Origin of the sequence: Zobellia sp. 1_MG-2023, assembly GCF_030549125.1 — a bacterium.
In the GTDB taxonomy this organism is placed as follows: domain Bacteria; phylum Bacteroidota; class Bacteroidia; order Flavobacteriales; family Flavobacteriaceae; genus Zobellia; species Zobellia russellii.
Map to the genome: position 1 here is coordinate 1 of NZ_JAUOSY010000005.1, position 21,087 is coordinate 21,087.

Annotated in this window: 10 protein-coding genes; 4 read left to right on the forward strand and 6 right to left on the reverse strand. The window is 39.5% G+C overall.

Annotated features, from left to right (window positions below; all coding sequences use genetic code 11):
• Nucleotides 1-323: 323 nt before the first annotated feature.
• The 3 genes from Q4597_RS11715 to Q4597_RS11725 form a co-directional block, all read right to left on the reverse strand.
• A complete protein-coding gene (locus tag Q4597_RS11715; protein WP_303406367.1) occupies nucleotides 324-1,832 on the reverse strand; it encodes a RagB/SusD family nutrient uptake outer membrane protein in 1,509 nt (502 codons plus the stop codon).
• A gap of 19 nt (nucleotides 1,833-1,851) precedes the next feature.
• Nucleotides 1,852-5,022: a TonB-dependent receptor gene (locus tag Q4597_RS11720; protein ID WP_303406368.1), complete on the reverse strand. Its 3,171-nt coding sequence runs from the start codon at nucleotides 5,020-5,022 to the stop codon at nucleotides 1,852-1,854.
• A 550-nt stretch (nucleotides 5,023-5,572) separates the two neighbouring features.
• Nucleotides 5,573-8,773 carry a PVC-type heme-binding CxxCH protein gene (locus Q4597_RS11725; RefSeq protein WP_303406369.1) on the reverse strand — a complete coding sequence of 1,067 codons (3,201 nt, stop codon included), beginning with the start codon at nucleotides 8,771-8,773 and terminating at the stop codon, nucleotides 5,573-5,575.
• Nucleotides 8,774-9,076: 303 nt separating this feature from the next.
• On the opposite strand from Q4597_RS11725, the gene Q4597_RS11730 reads away from it, so the two are divergent.
• The 4 genes from Q4597_RS11730 to Q4597_RS11745 all read left to right on the forward strand — a co-directional run bounded on the left by Q4597_RS11730 (nucleotide 9,077) and on the right by Q4597_RS11745 (nucleotide 14,009).
• Nucleotides 9,077-9,958 (forward strand): AraC family transcriptional regulator, encoded by an 882-nt coding sequence (locus tag Q4597_RS11730; RefSeq protein ID WP_215441081.1) that lies wholly within the window; start codon nucleotides 9,077-9,079, stop codon nucleotides 9,956-9,958.
• A gap of 209 nt (nucleotides 9,959-10,167) precedes the next feature.
• Complete coding sequence (locus tag Q4597_RS11735) at nucleotides 10,168-11,013, forward strand: sugar phosphate isomerase/epimerase (protein ID WP_303406370.1); 846 nt, start codon at nucleotides 10,168-10,170, stop codon at nucleotides 11,011-11,013.
• Between the two features lie 20 nt (nucleotides 11,014-11,033).
• Complete coding sequence (locus Q4597_RS11740) at nucleotides 11,034-12,155, forward strand: hypothetical protein (protein WP_303406371.1); 1,122 nt, start codon at nucleotides 11,034-11,036, stop codon at nucleotides 12,153-12,155.
• 417 nt (nucleotides 12,156-12,572) lie between these two features.
• Entirely contained in the window at nucleotides 12,573-14,009 is a 1,437-nt protein-coding gene (locus Q4597_RS11745; RefSeq protein WP_303406372.1) for a sulfatase, read from the forward strand.
• A gap of 80 nt (nucleotides 14,010-14,089) precedes the next feature.
• Here Q4597_RS11745 and Q4597_RS11750 read toward each other — a convergent pair whose 3' ends face one another.
• The 3 genes from Q4597_RS11750 to gltB all read right to left on the reverse strand — a co-directional run bounded on the left by Q4597_RS11750 (nucleotide 14,090) and on the right by gltB (nucleotide 21,037).
• Complete coding sequence (locus Q4597_RS11750; RefSeq protein ID WP_303406373.1) at nucleotides 14,090-14,944, reverse strand: DMT family transporter; 855 nt, start codon at nucleotides 14,942-14,944, stop codon at nucleotides 14,090-14,092.
• Nucleotides 14,945-15,052: 108 nt separating this feature from the next.
• Nucleotides 15,053-16,519, reverse strand: a complete 1,467-nt coding sequence (locus Q4597_RS11755; RefSeq protein ID WP_215911880.1) for a glutamate synthase subunit beta — start codon at nucleotides 16,517-16,519, stop codon at nucleotides 15,053-15,055.
• 9 nt (nucleotides 16,520-16,528) lie between these two features.
• Nucleotides 16,529-21,037 carry a glutamate synthase large subunit gene (gene gltB / locus Q4597_RS11760; RefSeq protein WP_215441088.1) on the reverse strand — a complete coding sequence of 1,503 codons (4,509 nt, stop codon included), beginning with the start codon at nucleotides 21,035-21,037 and terminating at the stop codon, nucleotides 16,529-16,531.
• Nucleotides 21,038-21,087: the final 50 nt, after the last annotated feature.

The following is a 21,087-nucleotide window of genomic DNA, read 5'->3' on the forward strand; positions in this document are numbered from 1 at the left end:
GAAGCCGCCTTGCTTCGAGGTCCCGATCAGTTTTACTGGTCGGGACCTTTTTTTTTGTCCCGTCCCGAACGGTGGGAGTTGTTTTAATTTGTGATTAGCGTGATTGTATATGACTATCCACTATGTGCAAACACGATTAAGCTAATTGTATTCGAGATAAGGATATCCGTCTCCAAACAATCTATAGAGTGTTTTTAATTACCTTAGAGAGTGTCTTCTTCTTATGAAAGGTGCCACAAAAAATAACCCTTGGTAAAACCAAGGGCTATCTTCACTATCAACTAACTATCAAAAAAAAGAAATTCTTAAAAGTATCTTATGTATTAGTAACCTGTGTTTTGCGATAGGTTAGGGTTGTTTTGCATTTCTGATGTTGGAATTGGAAACAGGAGTTCTCTTTCTGTTAATGCTTTATTGGGGAGGTAGGAAAAGTTGTGCCCTACAAAATCTTCTAGTTGATTGGTTTCTGGGTTATAAGCTTTTCTCCATCTAGCCATGTCAAACCAAGTTTTGTTCTCAAAGCTTAGTTCATGAATTCTCTCTATTCGTACTGCATTTCTAAATGCTTCTTGTGATAAACCGGATAAATCTGCAATTTCAGCACGTTGTCTAATTTCATTAATGGCCGCATACGCATCTGCGGAGGGTGTTCCTTCTGCTTCATTAGCAGCTTCGGCATACATTAATAACACATCGGAATAACGATAGATACACCAATTTAAATCGGATTGTGCGCTTTCTTCATTGGCCTGAACATCAAAATGCTTAAATATATACGGAGCGCCCAAATTAACACTATCACTTCTATCCGCTTCCAAAGAGTAGCTTGTAAAATAGAATTGTTTTTCTTCAGCACGTTTATCTCCCGCTTCATAGGAATTTGCAAATTCATTGGTTGAAAATATACCTCCAGTCTGTGCTGAGTAGGCTGAGATTCCTAAATTGTACGGTAGAATTGCCGGTTGCCAGTTTGCCGATTGTATGTTGGCAGCAAATTGCGTCATAAAGATGTACTCCCCTGTATTTTTAGTAGCGGGGTTATGTAAATCATCATATGAATCGAATATAGTATACTGGCCAGAGTCTATTACTTCTTTGGCTTTATTGGCGGCTAGTTGAAAATTTTCGGTTTTTTGAAGAGGGTATCCGCCCATAGTCAAATAAACATCTGCCAACAATGTTTTAATCGCTCCCAATGTTACTCTACCTGATTCATCTCTCCATGGTAGGGAGGAATTTTCGGCTTCAGTTAAATCTGATACAATAAGGTCGTAAACCGTTTCTGGTGAAGCTTGTTCTGGGTGTAGTTGTTCTGAAGTTAGGTCTACGGATTCTGTAATAATTGGAATGTTACCGAACATTCTTACTAGTCCAAAATAATAATAAGCCCTAAAAAACTTAGCTTCCGCCAAATAGTTCTGTTTAGCGGTCTCATCCATGTTTATTTCCGGAATTTTTTCAATGGCTAAATTTGCTCTTGATATACCTGTATAGTATTCATTCCAAAAGCTACTTCCGTATCCGTTGTCCGAATTATTAATCAAATCTTTGACTAAATAAATGTTGGTGGCTTGTCCTAAAGAAGTATTTGCTAAACCAGTTGCAAATTCTAGCATGAGCCAAGTTCCTCCTCCGAACCCACTGTTTGTAATAGGAACTAGAGGTTCATATATACCATTTACTGCACTTTCGGCATGTTCTGCTTTGGTGAAATAGGTATCAGTAGTAAAATTGGACTCGTCTTCTTCATCTAAAAAGTCACTACATGAAGTTGTAAGCGATATAGCGGTCAGGGCCACTATAGTTCTTATGATGTTTTTATAGGTTTTCATTTTTTATCGTTTTATATTATTATAATCCAACATTAAGCCCAATCATAAATGTGCGGGGTCTTGGGTAATCATATAAGGAGTAACCTTGATCGAACGTGCCTCCTCCATTGGAGCTTTCTGGATCGTACCCGGGAAATTTTGTGGATACAAAGAAGTTCTGAACAGACGTATAGAGTCTTAGGCGGTTTAAATGTAAGCGCTTTGTAAGTTCAGGATTAAAGACATAGGAAAGCATTAAGTTTCTTCCTCTTAAGAAAGAGGCATCCTTTAATTTTCCAGAATCATTATTGGTGTCATATCCAGCGGCTATAGGTCTAATTTGAGCTATATCTGTATCTTGATTGTCAGGTGTCCAAGCATTCAATACAGTAGAAAAGCTGTTGGCAATGGTCTGACGGTCTTCGGCCGAATGCTCATCACGGTACATGAGACTGTTACCATATTGAAATTGAAGATCGACCAATAGCTCAAGATTGCCGTATCTAAATGTGTTGGAGAAAGTTCCAAAACCATCTGGAATTCCTTTTCCTATGATAGCTCTATCATCACTATTTATGGCTCCATCATCGTTTAGGTCTTTGTATTTAATGTCGCCGGGAAGTCTGTCATAAATGGCTGCTTCGGCGGCCTCATCTGTATTCCATGTACCTTCATCAATATAACCAAAGAAAGTTCCTACCGGTTCTCCTTCTCGTATTAGCGTGGACCCAAGGAAAATATCAGAACCTCCCGTTAATGCTACAACCTTGTTCTTATTTATGGAAATATTAAAATTTGAATCCCATCCAAATACCTCGTTATCAATGTTGGTAGTATTTAAGGTAAACTCAACCCCTTTATTTTCCATACTGCCCACATTTTGGAAAACGCTTGTAAAACCACTGGTAGAAGGAACAGGAGCATCCAAGAGCATGTCTGTAGTTAATTTACGGTATACATCAAGTTCTATTGCTATGCGGTTGTTTAGCAGGCCAAGCTCAATTCCTGCATCTACCTGCTCTGTTTTTTCCCATTTTAAATCTGGATTGGCCATTCGTTCCGGTATATTAAAGGAAGCGCGGTCTCCTGCAAAGATTACGGACCCACTTTCAAGACCTGCTAAAGCTCTATAAGCTTTAATTTCTGAGTTTCCTGTGGCTCCATAACTAGCCCTTATTTTTAGATTGGAAATGGTTTCGCTTTGAGATAGAAAATCTTCGTTGGATACTCTCCATGCCAAAGCCGCCGAAGGGAAGAATGCAAATTGATTTTCTGGACCAAATTTGGAAGACCCATCCGCTCTTCCTGTTAAGGTCAGCAAATATTTGTTTTGATGGTTATAGTTTACACGGCCAAAATAAGAGTTAAGTCCGTATGCTATTTTACTTGACGTTGGTGTTTGCGGATTGGACCCAGCTCCAAGATTGTTGAAACCGTAAAAATCATCTGCAAAACCCCTAGTCTCCGCTTTGGACTCAAATTCATCTATGTGCTGCCAAGAAAGTCCCAGCATGGCTGTTAACGAATTTTCGTTTTCAAAATCTTTGTTATAGGTCAAATAATTTTCAAATTGCCAAGAGTTATATCTTCCGTTTGAAACATAGGCCGCTCCATCAGGTCTGGCAATATATCTTAAGTCACGACCTCCATAGTAGTCATTCCTTTGATTTATGACGTTTGCCCCAACTGTAGTTCTCAATTGCAAATTTTTATTGAAGGCAATGTTGCTATAGAAATTACCTAAAACGGTTTGAGTCTTGAGGAAGTACCTTCTGTCATTGGCCACAGCAACAGGACTTCCTCCACCTTCCATGCCGGGATAATCTATGTTAGAGCCCCATGTGCCATCTTCATAAGTGACCGGTATAATAGGAAGCGCTTCAAAAACTTGACGCATTGTGGTGATACCGCCACCACCTAATTGGTCTACTTGTTTTTCATTTTGGTCATTATAACCTAAACTACCACCAACTCTTAACCAATCCGTGATATCCGAATCCATTGTGAATCTAGCCGAATAACGCTTTAACCATGATTCTATAATAAGTCCTTGTTCATCGCGAAAGCCCATAAAAAGTCCGTAGTTGCCCTTTTGGGTTCCTCCGGTAAAAGAAAGTTGATGGTTTTGTGTAAACGAAGTTCTAATAGCTTCATCCTGCCAATCCGTATCGTACAGAGGGTTTCCTTCAGAATCAAACAACCTTGGGTCGGTTCTTTTGAGTCTAGGGTCTGTATACCTATCTCCTGCCCAACCTTCAGGGTCAAACTTTTCTGCATTGGCGTACGCCGTTTCTTCTACTTGAAGAAATTCTTCGGAGTTTAATAAATTAAGCTTTTTGGGGAGTGTTCCTATGCTAAAATCTACATCATAATTAAGACGGCCACCACCACTTGTTGTGCCTCTTTTTGTAGTAACCAGAATTACACCGTTTGCACCTCTAGCCCCATAAATAGCTGTTGCCGACGCATCTTTAAGTACTTCAATAGATTCAATATCATTAGGGTTCATGTAATCTATGGGCGTGCTTCCGTTGGGTAGACTAGCGGCGCTAAGGATTACGCCGTCAATAACATAAAGTGGTGTGTTGGCAATACTTACCGATGTATTTCCACGAATTCTAACAACAGTTCTACCTCCGGGCCTACCTGATCCTGAAGTAATGTTAACCCCAGAAACTTTACCGGCAATGGCTTGGTTCATAGACGCGGCTGGCCTTTCGGCTAGTTCCTTCGCTTTTACGGAGCCCACGGCACCAGTTAAATCACTCTTCTTTTGGGTGCCATAGCCAACCAGTACTACTTCGTCTAAAGCAGATGCATTTTCCTCAAGGCCAATTGTTATATTGTTTTGACCGTTAATAGGTACTTCTCTTGTGGCATATCCTATATAGGAGATAACCAGTACGGCATCTTGATTGCTAACTTCAATGGAGAAATTTCCATCAAAGTCTGTGGTTACGCCATTTGTTGTGCCTTTTTCAATAATACTTGCACCAGGTAAAGGTTGGTTGCCTTGGTCGTTAACGGTACCCGTAATTACGTTGTCCTGGTCATTCTTGATGAGTAGCCGAACGGTGTCATTTCTTTCTGTAAACCTATCAATTGAATCGATAGATAAACTAGCCCCAAAGGAAGATTGGAGACATACAATTTGAATACCTAATAAGACGCAAAACTGTTTGATCTTAAAAGATGATAACATTGAAGTCATAGTCTAAAAGTTTAAGTTGATGAATTAGTTAGGGGGATTTCCTTCAAATGTAATTGTATGTAGTGTGCGAGTACACCTGTAATTTTACTAATAATGGTATTTTTTTGTCATTTTTTGATTATTTGATATTATTGGCTTTATTGTTTTTTTAATATCGCATTTTTAGTCACTATAATTTTTGACACAAAAAAATGAGGAGGAGGAAGACCTTTATTTTGGTTGCGGATTGTTTTTTGAAGTTTTTAAACCTGTATTAAAAAACAGAGTTGAGAAGGGTTCCTAAGAAATCATCAATACTAACTATTTTTGTTGAATGGTATGGATAGAGGATTTTGTTTTTTTACTAAAGGGTTAAATGAAAGGTTAAGAGGCTTAGAAGAGTGGTATTTTTTTGTTTTAACAAAAGATAAAATAGTATCAGTTTTGTAATTGAAGAGAACGGGTGCTCATTCTGTAAAACAGTATCAAAATTTTCTAACGTGAAGAAAAAACAAAGGAGACACTCATAAGAATGTCCCCTTTGCAAATGGTAGAATGGTATATGTTTAAATTATTTCATTGGGTGCTCCTGAAGTAATTCTTCGGGAGAATAGAACCCTTCTTTATCTTTAATCTGTTCCTGAACTTCTTTCACTTTTTCAGGTGAAATGGCTGAAGCTTTGTTGCCAAATGTATTTCTAACATAGGTAAGCACGGCGGCAGTCTCTTCTTCATTCAGTAATTTGCCAAATGGGGTCATGGGTACTTGACCAGGGTATTTCTTGCCTTTTACCTCTATAGGGCCCATAATTCCGTTTGTGGTGAGTTTAATCAGTCTTTCCTCACTGCCGGTTACCCATTTTGAACCCGCTAGAGGAGGGAACCCTGAAGCGCTAAGGCCTTCGCCATCCGATTGGTGACAGGTAGCACAATAGCCATCCCTTTCATAAATTTCTTGTCCAGCCATTAACAGTTCTAAATCTTTTCCTTTTAAATCTGTTTCTATTACTTCTTTAGCTTCTTCTCCAGCTCTATGTCCGTTCAAATGTGCAAGGGCAGATTCATAAGGTTTTTTCATCCATTTGTCCAATCCTTTTTTTCCGGCTTCGGTAATAATAGGAATTCCAATATCTTTACCTAGTCTAGATGCGGCAACCAATGCTTCAAGGCGTACTCTAGGATTGTCGTCTTTTGCTGCCTGCATCAACAATTCTGCTTGATCATTAATTTGGTGCCCGCCATATCTCAATACTTCAACTGCAGCTGCACGTGCCCTAAAATCTTTAGCTCCCAATAATTGGGTCAATAAATCATGGTCAATATTGTTAAGTCCCCAACTAACCCAAAGAGCCTCTAAAAGGTTATGTTCGTAATTTTCATCTTTTTTATCAAGGTTGGAAACCCAGATATCCAATTTGGCCAAAATCTCATCGGCGTTACGAGCACGTAATTCTCTTTTGGTTCTGTAGCGCGTTCTGTATTCCGGTAATTTTAAGTTCTCCAACAATTCGTCTATTGTTGCACCTGCAACCTTAGCTGGTTTTACCAATGGTCTAGATGGATAGGTAACCCTATAAATTCTACCATGTACGTGATCTCTTAGTGGGTCGCGTGCATTGTGTTGCATATGACCTATGAGTACGTTGCTCCAATCCAAAAAGTAAAGTGAACCGTCTGGGGCGAACTCCATATCTACGGGGCGGAAATTTTTATCATCGGAAAAAATAAGGTCTTGTCTATATTTGCTGATATAGCCCGCAGTTTTAGGGTCATCTACCATTTTGTGTTGTTTGGTTCCCCTAAATCCAATCGTATTATTAATCAACATATCTCCTTGTACATTATCCGGGAAATGACGACTAGAAACAAATTCTAGGCCGGAAGTAGGACGCACTAAATGGTCTTTCTCAATAAGGTTTTCTGGGATAGGAGAGCTTACCCCGTAACGCGGAACAATAGTTCCCGGCATCATCCAAGTGGCAGCTGGGCCAGAGGTATGTTCAAAAAATGGCTGCCCCCAATCGTCAAAAGCTATACCCCATGGATTTGGAATTGCCAATTGGGCGGTGCGCTCAAGATGATGTCGCTGTGGACTATAACGGTAAAAACCTCCGTTAGACCCTCTAACACTTCCGTAGGCCGTTTCTACATTGGAATGAAGAAAAGTACCTTCGCCCATATAAATAGCACCGGATGGATCGGTAGTAAAGGCACTAATAGCGTGGTGTGTATCATGATCATCAAACCCACTTAGAATTATTTCTTTTTTATCGGCTTTATCATCCCCATCGGTATCCTTTAATAAAATTAGGCTGGTTCCTTGGGACATGTACACGCCTTCCGGAGCAAATTCAAAACCAATGGTAAGGTGTAGACCGTCTGCAAAAACCGTTTGCTTATCAGCGTTATTATCGCCATCCGTGTCTTCAAAAATGAGAAGTTTATCATTTGGTTTACTGTCTCCTGCTTTATAATGAGGGTAACTTGGCATTACGGCCACCCATAAACGGCCCTTGTTATCAAAAGACATTTGAACAGGATTGGCCAAATCAGGAAACTGCTCTTCGGAGGCAAAAAGTTCTACTTTGTAGCTTGGAGCGGTTTTAATTTGAGCTAGAGCTTCTTGGCCATAGAGGTATTTAGGAGTCCCATTTTTTTCACTTTCTTTATAGTTGGTCTCTACCTTAGGCAATTTTTTTGTTTTTGCATCGGCAGCGACCAAGTCCATTTTTTTACCGGTAGCGGCCATCCAGATGGCAGTATCACGTATAGCCGTCATTTCCCGAATTTTGGCAATCTCAAAAGGGTAGTTGTCCGGTCCAAAAGGGTCGTACCGTCTTCCGTAAACATGAACGCTATTGGGTATTTTAAAATCGTTGAGCCAAAACCAGTTCTTTTCCATGACGGCCTCATGAACAAGTTGACTGTTGGTTTCAGTAGTTTGCTTTTCTCCAAATACGGAGTTGGCCAATAATTTGGCGAATTTTTTATAGCCAGAATCCGTAAGCTGAAACCCATCTTGGGTAAGGTCTTCATCTTCGGTTTCGTACCATTTTTTTGTAGCATCGAACGCATCAACAAAAAGTACACCTTCTTCATTGGCCACCTCTTTCATAGCTTTGGTGTAAAGTGCCAAATTTGTGTTTTCCTGTATACCATCGGGTAAATCCATTTTGGCCGAAAGATTTTCAAAAGCAATAGGCGAAACAATGGCGAGCTGTGGAGGAGCAATGCCGTTATATTTGGTGGCCAAAGTATGTTTTATGAACGCACGCAGTTCTTCCCTGTAATTTTCAAGACCTTCTTGGCCCTCAAAAGATTCTATATAGCCAAAAAATGCAAGTATGATATCCGGTTTTAAGCTGGTAATCCATTCATCGGGAGTAGGAAAGTGACCTACACTTCCGGATTGGTGTCCGCCATCATCTTCAATAAAGTGTATTCTGCTTCCTGGGTCATGTTCAAACTTGTCGGCTCCAGGAAAGGCCCAGGGAGATTTTCTAGCGGCGTGTGGTCTAAAGGCAGGAGTGTTTCCTCCATCGCACATATTTCTAATATATAAGGAATCGGTGGGATACCTTAGTTGCATTTCGGTCTCAAAATGCCCAAACTCCATCATTCTTGATCCTAAATTGTTTCCTACTAAAACAATGCGAGAGTTTTTATCTACGGTTAAGGTGTTGTTTTCTTTTTCGCTACATGCCAAAAATGAAAGTGCTACGACAAAGGTCATGATGAGCTTTGCTTTGTCGATCGTTTTAATAATTTTCATAATAGGTAGAATAATTTTGTTTTGAGTTAAGATGACGATGGTTTGGTCTTGGTTGAGTATTTATATCGCTCTTACAAGCTAAATAGGCTTAAAATTATTAATGTACTTTTTACACTTGTTAATATCGGAATTTGCATCCACATTAGCTTAACTATTTTTAAAAATTTGCCGATAAAATTAGATTGTTGTTGAGATTGTAGACAAAGCTATGATAGATTTTGATTTAAATTATCCTGTATCTTATTAAAAGTTGATACTTTTTTATCATATATTGGGGTCGAAACGTATTTATAGAGAAAATTTATGAGTGCTCCAAGTATAGAAAAGACGTTGACGCCAAAGGAAACTTTTATCTATAAAGACCTTATTGGTCCTTATTTTAATCCTAATTGGCATTTTCACCCTGAGTTTCAGATTTCATATATCGTAGAAGGCGAAGGAACGCGATTTATAGGTGATCATGTACAGAATTTCAAAGAAGGCGACCTTGTAATGACGGGGCCCAACCTTCCTCATTTATGGAGAAGTGACGATGTCTATTTTCAAAAGGACAGTAAACTTTCTACTAGAGGCTTGGTTATTTATTTTGATCATGTGCTCTTAAACGAACCACTTCTTGAGATGGAAGAGTTTTACAAGATAAATAAGCTTGTAGAACATTCTTTAAGGGGTATAGAATTTTATGGAGAAACAAGGGAAGCCATTATAGCCCTTATTTTAGAGTTGGATAACCAACAGGGTTTTAAGAGAATTTTACATCTGTTGAAAATATTAGACACCTTATCCAATAGTAATGAGTATACGATGTTGGCCAGTCCTAACTATATGAATGCTTTTAAAGGTGGAGATGCGGAAAAAATGCGCAAAGTGTATGATTATGTGATGTCTAATTTTAAGACCAATATATCTCTGGACGAGGCCGCAGGTCTTTTAAGCATGACCACAACTTCATTTTGTAGGTATTTTAAGCCTAGGGCCAATAAGACCTTTACACGTTTTGTTAACGAGATACGAATTGGTCATGCCCGAAAATTGCTTTTAGAGGATAATTTTAATATTTCCCAAATTAGTTATGAATGCGGCTATAACGCACTATCAAATTTTAATAGACAATTTAAGTCTATTACAGACATGAGTCCCCTTGAGTATAGGAAGCTATTTTTAAAGATTCAAAAATCAGTTTAATTATGTATGACTGTGTGCTGTACTCCGTAGTAAATGGCAAAAAAGTATCAATCTTTAAGAAAATAAAGGAATTTTAAAGTTTCATTTAGCGCTAGTTTTGTTCACTATATGGAATTCATAAGTCCCCCGGCGCGATTTTTAGAAGGAAATCAGAATCGAATTTCATGTTTTATTTATTTCACAACAAATTTTAAAGAAACCATTACACAATGAAAATAGGGATGAATATGTTGCTTTGGACTAATCATGTCACTGAGCAGCATTTTGGTATTGTAGATACTCTAAAGGATACCGGATATGACGGTATTGAGCTTTTTTTTGGAGAAGGAACCGAAAAATATTATTCACAGCTGGGCAACCATTTTTCCGGAATGGATATGGGGGTAACCGGTGTAGCCTCTTTATCTGCTGAGCAAAATATTGCAAGTCCCGATAAAAAAGTAAGAGAAGCGGGTCTGGAACGTTTAAAGTGGTCAATTGATATGGGTGCGGCTGCCAATGCCCAAGTTTTATGCGGACCTTTTCATTCCACTTTTGCCTTATTTACTCGCAAACCACCCACTCAGGAAGAAAAGAAGTGGAGCAATGAAATGCTGTTAAAGGCGGCAGAATATGCCAAAGGGGCAAATATTACTCTAACGCCTGAAGCCGTAAATAGGTTTGAATGTTATTTATATAATACCATGGCCGATTTAGGTGATATGGTAAAAGAGGTGAATCACCCAAATTTGGGAGCCATGTTCGATACGCACCATGCCAATATAGAAGAGAAAAGTCAATCTGGTGCTATTAAAACTATAGCGCCCTATCTAAAGCATGTGCACATTAGTGAAAATGATAGGGGGACACCAGGTAGGGGACAAGTGAACTGGCCAGACGTTTTTTCAGGGCTCAAGGAAATAGACTATAAAGGCTGGGTAACCATTGAAGCCTTTAGTACAACTATACCGGAATTTGCCAATGCTATTAATGTATGGAGAAACTATTCGCCGGTTGAGGAGGTTTATACTGAAGGATTTAAACTCATCTCAGAAGGATTGGGAATCAAAAAATAAAATATTTAAACTAGAATAGAATGAAAAATATACTGCCAATTGTTATTTGTCTATTTTTATTTGCATGCAAAGAGCAAAAGAAAACCGTTGATACAGAACCCGAAATGGCTCAAGAAATAGATGCTCCAAAAAAATGGTTGACCTATGAGGGAGCCAATGACAATGCCAAGCATATCGTTATGATTTCGGGAGACGAGGAGTACCGTTCCGAAGAAGCGTTACCCCAATTGGCAAAAATTTTATCTAAACATCATGGGTTTAAATGTACCGTTCTATTTGCGCAGGAAGAAGATAAGCCAGGTATTATAAATGCGAATTACGTTAAAAATATACCGGGATTAGAGGCATTGGCTTCGGCGGATATGATGGTGATCTTTACCCGGTTTAGAGCACTGCCCGATAATCAAATGAAATATATAAACGATTATTTAAAATCTGGAAAACCGGTTATGGGGTTAAGAACTGCAACCCACGGTTTTAATTTTCCTGAAGATTCCAATTCTCCATATGCGCACTATAGTTTCAATTACAAAGGAGACAAGACGGAATGGGACGGCGGTTTTGGTCGCTTGGTTCTTGGCGAAACCTGGATCAATCATCATGGGCACCATAAACACCAAAGTACAAAGGGAATGGTAGCTATTGGCGCTGGTACAACCGGTATAACCAACGGAATTTCTGATGGAGACGTATGGGGTGCTAGTGATGTGTACGGGGTTAGACTTCCCCTTCCTGGAGACTCGCAGCCTATAATCTTAGGGCAGGTTATGAATAGAAAAGGAGAGTATGACGAAAACGATGTGTTTTACGGAATGAGACCTACGGATGATGAAATTGCAACTACCAACAAAGATGGAAAAAGCCTAGGTGAAGAGTTGATGCCCGTTACATGGATTAAGAGCTACCAATTACCTGATGGTAAAAAAGGAAAAGCGTTTACCTCCACAGTTGGTGCCGCAAATGACCTATTGGTAGAAGGTACCAGAAGATTACTGGTAAATGGCATATTTTGGGGGCTTGACTTGCCCATTCCAGAAAGGGCAGATGTTACCTTAGTTGGTGATTACAAGCCCACCAAATTTGAGTTCCGTAAAGATGATTATTGGCCTTCAAAACAGGTAAGTATTGAGAGTTTTGAATAAGCCAAAACTACAGTGCGAAATATAAAGGTTAGTTAGCGCATAAAAGAAAGCCATACCAAACAGTGGATTATCTTTTGTGCGCTTTCTTGTCTTAGAAAGGCGTAAGCCCGTTTCATTTGAGTTTTTAGTGTTAGGGTTAATATTTTTTGACTCTGTGAGAGTTGTATTTTGAGATACTTCTACAACAATTAAGATAATCAATGTTCAAAATGAAGATTCTATACTTACTAAATTTGGATGAATAGATGGTGTGTTTTAGTAAAGTGTCTTTTAACGCTGGCTTTGTAAGTAACGATCATCGTTAAGCCAACGAACATTAAACTAGTGAATCTTTATGTCAATCATATAATCTTAGCGATACGTTGAAACTTATATTTACAATATGCAGAAACATATCAGTAAATCTAGAATAATACTATGAAATTATTTGTAACTGTATTTTTCATTATAAGCACGTTATTCGGTTGTTCTGAAAAATCGAAAAAATCAGAAGTCGCCTTTGATGATCAGGAAAGACCTAACATTATTTTGCTAATGGCAGATGATCAAGGTTGGGGAGATACAAGCTATAACGGACATCCACATCTAAAAACTCCCAATTTGGATAAAATGGCAAGCAATGGAGTTGTTTTTGAACGTTTCTATGCTGCATCTGCTGTTTGTTCGCCAACACGTGGTAGTGTTATGACAGGGAGGCACCCTTTGCGTTATGGAATTTGTCATGCCAATTGTGGTCATGTAAAATCGCAGGAAATTACTTTAGGTGAGATGGTTAAAAGTGTTGGCTACACAACGGGTCACTTTGGAAAATGGCACTTGGGTACGTTAACGCGTGATACAGTTGAAGCAAATAGAGGAGGAAGACCTAAATTTGATGGTGAATATGCTCCGCCATGGGACCATGGTTTTGATGTTAGTTTTGTTACGGAATCAAAAGTACCTACTTGGAATCCTATGATAACACCACCAAAATCAGCTGGCGATGTGAATGGGGCTTTGGAAGAAGGTGAACCTTTTAATACTTCATATTGGACCGGACCAAAGCAAATAGTAACAGATAATTTAGAAGGAGACGATTCCAGAGTGATTATGGATAGGGCTATTCCATTTATCGAGGAAGCAGTTAAAAGCAAAAAGCCATTTTTGACCATCATCTGGTTTCATACGCCCCATTTACCTGTTTTGGCAGGAGAAGAAGACCGAAATCTTTACGCCGACCTTTCTGAAGATGAGCAGCATTACTATGGAGTTATTTCAGCGATGGATAAACAAGTAGGTCGTCTTAGAGATAAATTAAAGGCATTGAATATTGCCAAAAATACGGTGTTGTTTTATACAAGTGATAATGGGCCAGAAGGAAAATCGGTTACAGGTAGAACCCAAGGTATAACTAACGGATTGAAGGGTAGAAAAAGAAGTTTGTATGAAGGTGGAATCAGGGTTCCGGGAATTGTGGAGTGGCGAGGTAGAATACAACCGGGTACCAAAGTAGATGTGCCTTGTTTTACTTCTGATTATTTTCCTACCATAGCAAATATACTGGGAGTCGATATAAAGAAAAACCATCGTCCATATGATGGTATTGATATACTTCCTATTGCGCAAGGCAAAGTAAAAGAAAGGGGTAAAGCTTTAGCTTTTGAATTTCAGAAACAAGCTGCGCTTATGAACAATGAATACAAGATATATAGTGCCGATGAGGGGCGGCATTTCGAGATTTACAATATCTCGAATGACCCTAAAGAAGAAAATAATCTTGCCGAGGAGGAACCGGAAATATTAAGTTCAATGGTCGCCACTTGGAACAAGTGGAAAACCTCACAAGAAAATAGCGCAAAAGAAAATGATTATTAATAAAGCCCTTGTTGAACCCCGTTCGGGTCTACTTAAATTTTAAACAATTATAATTACTGGTTGAGTAATAGTAGGTTGTTTTAAGTTGTATATCTTTTGTCTCGGGCTTTGTAGGCAACGTTCATTACCAAACCGGCTATGATTAAAACAATACCCACTAAACTCCATAGCGTATAAACTTCGCCTAGCCACATAAAGCCAATTAGTCCAGTAAAGAGTACTTCAAGATATTTAAAGGGAGCAACTAGATTGTTGGAGGCTATTTGGAATGCTTTGGTCATGTAGAGTTGCCCTATAAATCCGAAAAACCCTAATGTTGAAAAGAAGAGCCAATCTATTCCTATGGGGTTCTGCCAGTAGGGTATGGCAAATATTCCGCCAAAAACAGTTGCCGTAAACATAAAGTAATTTACAATTACAATAGGGTGGTCACTTTGACCGATTTTACTGATGATAATATAAACTAGTCCACTTAATACCGCTGCTCCAAAGATTAAAATGAGGCCTGTGTTATCTAGGTTAGAGTCCAGTCCTTTTAGAATTAGAACGCCAATAAACGAAACGATAAAAAACAGCCATTGTACTGGTTTTATTTTTTCCTTCAATAAAAATATCGCAAATATTGCGGAGAAAATAGGTGCTAGATAGCGGAGTGAAACCGCTGTTCCTGCCGTGAGGTGTTTCAATGACATAAAGAAAAGGGTCATAGAACTTGTACCTACAATTGCGCGTAACACCAGAAGCTTTTTATTATTTCCCAATACAGGAACTTTCAAGCGTTTTAGGATGGCCATTGTAAGTAGGAACGAGCCAAACCCCCTAAAAAATACAATTTGATAGACGTTATAGTGCTGTAGTTGTTTTACGGCGACATTCATTAGGGTAAATGCCAAAGCACTAAGAATCATGTAAAAGAGAACTTTTTTAATGTTCATAACGGAAACCTAAAAGGCCTTTTACTACGTGATGTAGTGGATAAAAAAATCCAACCCAATTAATTGGGTTGGATTGTATAAATTCTAGTTATATAAAACTAACCCTGGTTACACCCTTGGCAAATCTCCTTCACCTTTTAACGGTAAGGCAGATTCTCCCATAAGATAGGTGTCTACATGATGGGCAGCTTGGCGACCTTCAGAAATGGCCCAAACAATTAAGGATTGACCTCGTCTTTGGTCACCAGCAGCAAAGATACCGGGAACGTTGGTCTTATAGTTGCTTTCGCTAGCCTTAATATTGGTTCTTCCATCAGCTTCGATACCCAATTGCTCGGCAATGGTCATTTCCGATCCGGTAAAACCTAATGCTAATAGGGCCAATTCGCACTTCCACTCTTTTTCGGTGCCTTCCACTTCTTTTAAGACCATAGCCTTTCCTGGTTCTCTAATCCACTCTACCTGAGTAGTGATAAGTCCAGTTAGGTTACCTTTATCGTCTCCAATGAATTTTTTAGTAGATATGCTAAAGAAACGTTCCGCACCTTCTTTGTGGGACGTACTTGTTTTTAGGCGCATTGGCCAAAAAGGCCAAGGTTGTCCTTCCGGTCTTTCGGTTGTGGACATTGGCATGATTTCAAAATTTGAAACAGAAGTTGCCCCGTGTCTTATAGATGTACCTATACAGTCAGACCCAGTATCACCACCACCAATAACGATAACGTCTTTGCCCGTGGCCATGATTTCGTTTTCAAACTCTTTAACGCCATCTACTCTTCTATTGTTCTGAGGTAAGAAATCCATCGCCTGAACCACACCGTTTAAATCAGCTCCTTCTATTGGCAGGTTTCTGCGAACGGTTGCACCACCACAAAGCACTACGGCATCAAAATCATTCTGAAGGTCTTTACCTGAAATATCCTTGCCAACGTGCACTCCACATTTAAACTCAATGCCTTCTTCTTCTAAAACCTCTAGCCTACGATCAATGATATGTTTTTCCATCTTGAAATCTGGAATACCATAACGTAATAGTCCACCTGGTTTCTCGTCTCTTTCAAAAACGGTAACGGTGTGTCCTGCACGGTTTAGTTGTTGTGCTGCAGCAAGCCCGGCAGGACCGGAACCTACAATAGCTACCTTTTTACCGGTTCTTGTTGTTGGAGGTTTTGCAACTATCCATCCTTTTTTAAAGGCGGTTTCAACAATATTTTTTTCTATATTTTCTATAGTTACCGGGTCTTCGTTGATGCCTAAAACACATGCTTCTTCGCATGGGGCCGGGCAAAGTCTTCCGGTAAATTCCGGAAAGTTGTTGGTGGCGTGTAAAATTGTAGCTGCCTTTTCCCATTTGCCACGATATACGGCATCGTTAAAATCGGGAATAAGGTTGCCTAACGGGCAACCACTGTGGCAAAACGGAATACCACAATCCATACATCTTGCACCTTGTTCCTTAAGCTCCGGCTCATTTAAGGCAACGGTAAACTCATTATAATTTTTAACGCGGTCTTCAACAGGCGCGTATGATTCTACTTTTCTATCGAATTCCAAAAATCCTGTAATCTTTCCCATGTCTCGACTTTAAATAGTTTCTAATTTTTCTCTTTCCATACGTAATAATGCCTGTTTGTATTCTTCAGGTAAGACCTTGATGAATTTAGGTAGACAATCTTCCCATTTCTCTAAAATTCTTTGTGCCAATGGGCTCAAAGTAGAGTTGTAGTGACTTTCTATTAAATCCTTCAATTGTTTAACGTCGTTATCTTCGGTAACCTCTAACAAATTAAGGTCTTCATTGTTACATTTTTTTCTGAAAGTTCCTTTCTGATCATATATGTAGGCAATACCACCACTCATACCAGCTCCAAAGTTTCTTCCTACTTCACCAAGTATTACGGCCACACCTCCGGTCATATACTCACAACCATGATCTCCAATACCTTCTACTACCGCTTTTGCTCCCGAGTTACGAACGCAGAAACGTTCTCCTGCTTTTCCGTTGATGTAAGCACGTCCCGCGGTTGCTCCGTAAAGCGTAACGTTACCCGTAATTACATTGTCTTCTGGTACAATGGTAGATTTTTCTGGAACTTTAATGACCAATTTGGCTCCTGATAGTCCTTTTCCAAGGTAATCATTGGTGTTTCCGTTTACTGTCATTGTAAGACCTCTGGTGGCAAATGCACCAAAACTTTGTCCCGCAGAACCAGTAAAGTTCAGTTTTAAAGTATTGATAGGAAGGCCTTGTGCCCCGTATACTTTAGAGATTTCATTACTGATGATTGCTCCAACGGCACGATCCGTATTTTTAATGGGGAAATCTAATGTTAGCTTTTCCTTTCTAAATAAAGACGGATTTGCTTTTGCTATAATATCAAACTCAATTGAGTTGTCAATGTCGTGCGTTTGTTTCTGAGTGTTGTAAAATTTGGTTCCTGCCGGTACATCAACCTCATATAAAATAGGGGTTAAATCAATACCTGCCGACTTGTAATGATCAATAGCTTTCTTACGGTCTAGTTTTTGAACCTGACCCACCATTTCGTTTATAGTTCTGAAACCTAGTTGAGCCATGATTTCACGTAATTCCTGAGCTACAAAATACATGTAGTTTACAACGTGTTCCGGTTTCCCTGCAAATTTCTTACGTAATTCAGGGTTTTGGGTTGCAATACCTACTGGGCATGTGTTTAGATGGCAAACGCGCATCATAATACATCCTGAAGCAACAAGCGGAGCGGTCGCAAAACCAAACTCTTCTGCTCCAAGGAGACAAGCAACGGCAACATCACGCCCTGTTTTAAGCTGACCATCACACTCAAGAACAATCCTGTTTCTTAGGTCGTTCATGACCAATGTTTGTTGCGCTTCCGCTATACCAAGTTCCCATGGTAAGCCTGCATGTTTTAGGGAAGTCAATGGGGACGCTCCCGTACCTCCATCAAATCCGGAAATAAGAACAACATCTGCCTTGGCTTTAGAAACCCCTGCCGCAACGGTACCAACACCTACTTCGGAAACGAGCTTCACATTTATACGCGCTTCACGGTTAGCCGATTTTAAATCATAGATTAACTGCGATAGATCCTCGATCGAGTAGATATCGTGATGTGGTGGAGGCGAAATCAATCCTACGTAAGGAGTAGAGTTTCTTGTTTTGGCTATGGATGGGTTTACTTTTGGACCAGGTAGTTGGCCACCTTCTCCAGGTTTGGCCCCCTGTGCCATTTTAATCTGTATTTCTTGAGCATTGGTCAGGTAATCGGATGTTACTCCAAAACGTCCTGAAGCTACCTGCTTAATAGCACTGTTCTTCCAATCTCCAGTAGCATTTTTGTAGAAACGTTCTGCATCTTCACCACCTTCACCAGAATTACTTTTACCACCAATACGGTTCATGGCTATTGCCAAGTTTTCGTGTGCTTCTTTACTAATAGAACCGTAAGACATAGCTCCGGTCTTAAAGCGCTTCACGATTTCTGTCCATGGTTCAACTTCGTCCAATGGAATAGGATCGTAATTGGAGAATTCAAATAGCCCACGAATGGTCATTAAGTTTTTAGACTGTTCGTTCACCATTTCTGCGTACTCTTTGTACGTCTCATTTTCGTTACCACGTACGGCTTTTTGCAACTTGGCAACGGTTAATGGGTTGAACATATGTTTTTCGCCATCACGTCTCCAGCGGTAATCTCCGCCCATTTCCAAATCAAGGTTAGCGGCAACTTCTTTGGTGTTGAACGCCTTTTTATGACGTTTAGCTACTTCTTTCTCTATTTGGTACAAGCCTATACCTTGAATACGGGTAGGTGTGTTAGGGAAATACTTATCTACTACTTTGGTGTTTATTCCTATACACTCAAACAATTGTGAGCCTCGGTACGAGTTTAGCGTAGAGATTCCAATTTTGTTCATTACCTTAAGAATACCTTTGCCAACTGCTTTGTTGTAGTTCTTAACGGCTTCTTCAAAAGTGAAATCGGTTATATCATGCTCCTCTATTTGCTCGCCAATAATTTCATTTACCAAGTATGGGTTAATTGCACTGGCTCCAAAACCGAACAATAAACAGAAATGGTGTACTTCTCTTGGTTCGGCAGATTCAATTATGATACTAAGCTTACTTCGCTTTCCTAAACGTTGCAAGCCACTGTTTACAAATGAACAGGCCAATAATGCAGGAATAGGTGCCATAGTCTGACTTACATTCCTATCCGAAAGGATAATAATATTGGTACCCTCATCTATAGCTTTTGATGCTTGTTGCAAAATTGATTCTAAAGCATCTTCCAAACCGTTATGACCTCTTTCTATTTCATAAAGGACAGGAATGGAAACAACTTTGTAATCCGGACTGGCATCGTAATTTTTGATTTTATCCAAATCCTCTTTGGAAATAACCGGGTTCTGAATTTTTAATTTTCTACAATGTAATTCAGAGAAGTCAAATATATTATGGTCACTACCTAAGGTAAGGCTAATATCAGTAATCAATTCTTCACGAATACCATCTAACGGTGGGTTGGTTACCTGGGCGAACAGCTGCTGAAAGTAGTTGTAAATTAACTGCGGACGTTGAGATAGTACTGCAATAGGCGTATCCGAACCCATAGAACCGATTGGTTCTTTTGCCGTTTTGCCCATTGGAAGGATAATGGTATTGATATCCTCTAAGGTGTAGCCAAAAACAGATTTACGTTTTTCAAGCGAAGCTTCACCTAAAAATAACGGACAATCATTATAAGGTATATTCTTTAAGTGAACCAAGTTGTTGTCCAACCACTCTTTATAAGGAAGTCGGCTAGCGATGTCTTCTTTAATTTCCTCATCGTTAATGATGCGGCCCTCCTCCATGTTTACCAAGAACATTTTACCTGGTTCCAGTCTTCCGTGGAATTCAACATTTTCAGGAGCAATTTGCACCACACCGGTTTCGGAAGACATAATTACGTAATCATCTTTTGTAACCGTGTATCTAGATGGGCGTAGACCGTTACGGTCAAGTACGGCGCCAATATAGTTTCCGTCAGTAAAAGGTACGGATGCGGGACCGTCCCATGGTTCCATCATACAAGAATGGTACTCGTAGAAAGCTCTTTTTGCTTCGGACATGTCCGGGTTCTTTTCCCATGCTTCAGGAATAAGAATCATCATAACCTCTGGTAAAGACCTACCGGTCATCAACAAAAGTTCAACAACCATATCCATAGTTGCGGAATCTGATTTACCTGGAAGTATAGTAGGTAGGATGTTTTTTATATCCTCACCAAACCAATCACTTTTCAAAAGTTCTTCTCGAGAACGCATTCTGGATACGTTACCACGTAGCGTGTTTATTTCACCATTATGACACATGTAACGGAAGGGTTGTGCCAAATCCCAAGTAGGGAAGGTGTTGGTGGAAAAACGTTGGTGAACCAGAGATAAACGGGTTACCACACGAGGATCCATCAAGTCCTTATAGTATAGACTGATGTCCTTAGGCATCAAAAGCCCTTTAAATATGATAATTTTTGTTGAAAGGCTAGGTACGTAAAAGAACTTGCTTTCAGATAGTTTTGAGTTGATTACCGTATGCTCTGTAACTTTTCTGGCAACGAACAATTTAAGGTTAAAGTTAAAATAGTCCTGCTCATCACTTTCCTTGGCAACAAAAACTTGTTTAACAAAAGGCTCCGTTTCCATAGCAACACGGCCAGGAATAGATCGGTTAACAGGAACATCTCTCCAACCCAATAGTTTTAAGCCTTGTTTTTTTATGTTTTCCTCAAATGTAGAAATACAGAACTCACGTTGGTTCTCCTTTTGTGGCAAGAAGATGTTACCTACGGCATATTCACCTGGCTCAGGAAGTTCAAAATCACAAACTGCTTTAAAGAAGTCATGAGGTATATCTATAAGTATACCGGCACCATCACCAGTTTTTCCGTCTGAGCTAACAGCACCACGGTGCTCTAACTTATCTAATATTTCCAGTGCTTTATGGATAATATCATTGGACTTTTTTCCTTTAAGGCTACAGATAAAACCTGCGCCACAGTTGTCATGTTCAAATTCCGGTAGGTACAACCCTTGCTTCTTCAACGTCATAGATTATGGTATTTATCCAAAAATAGCATTTCTGATGAATAATTAGCAGC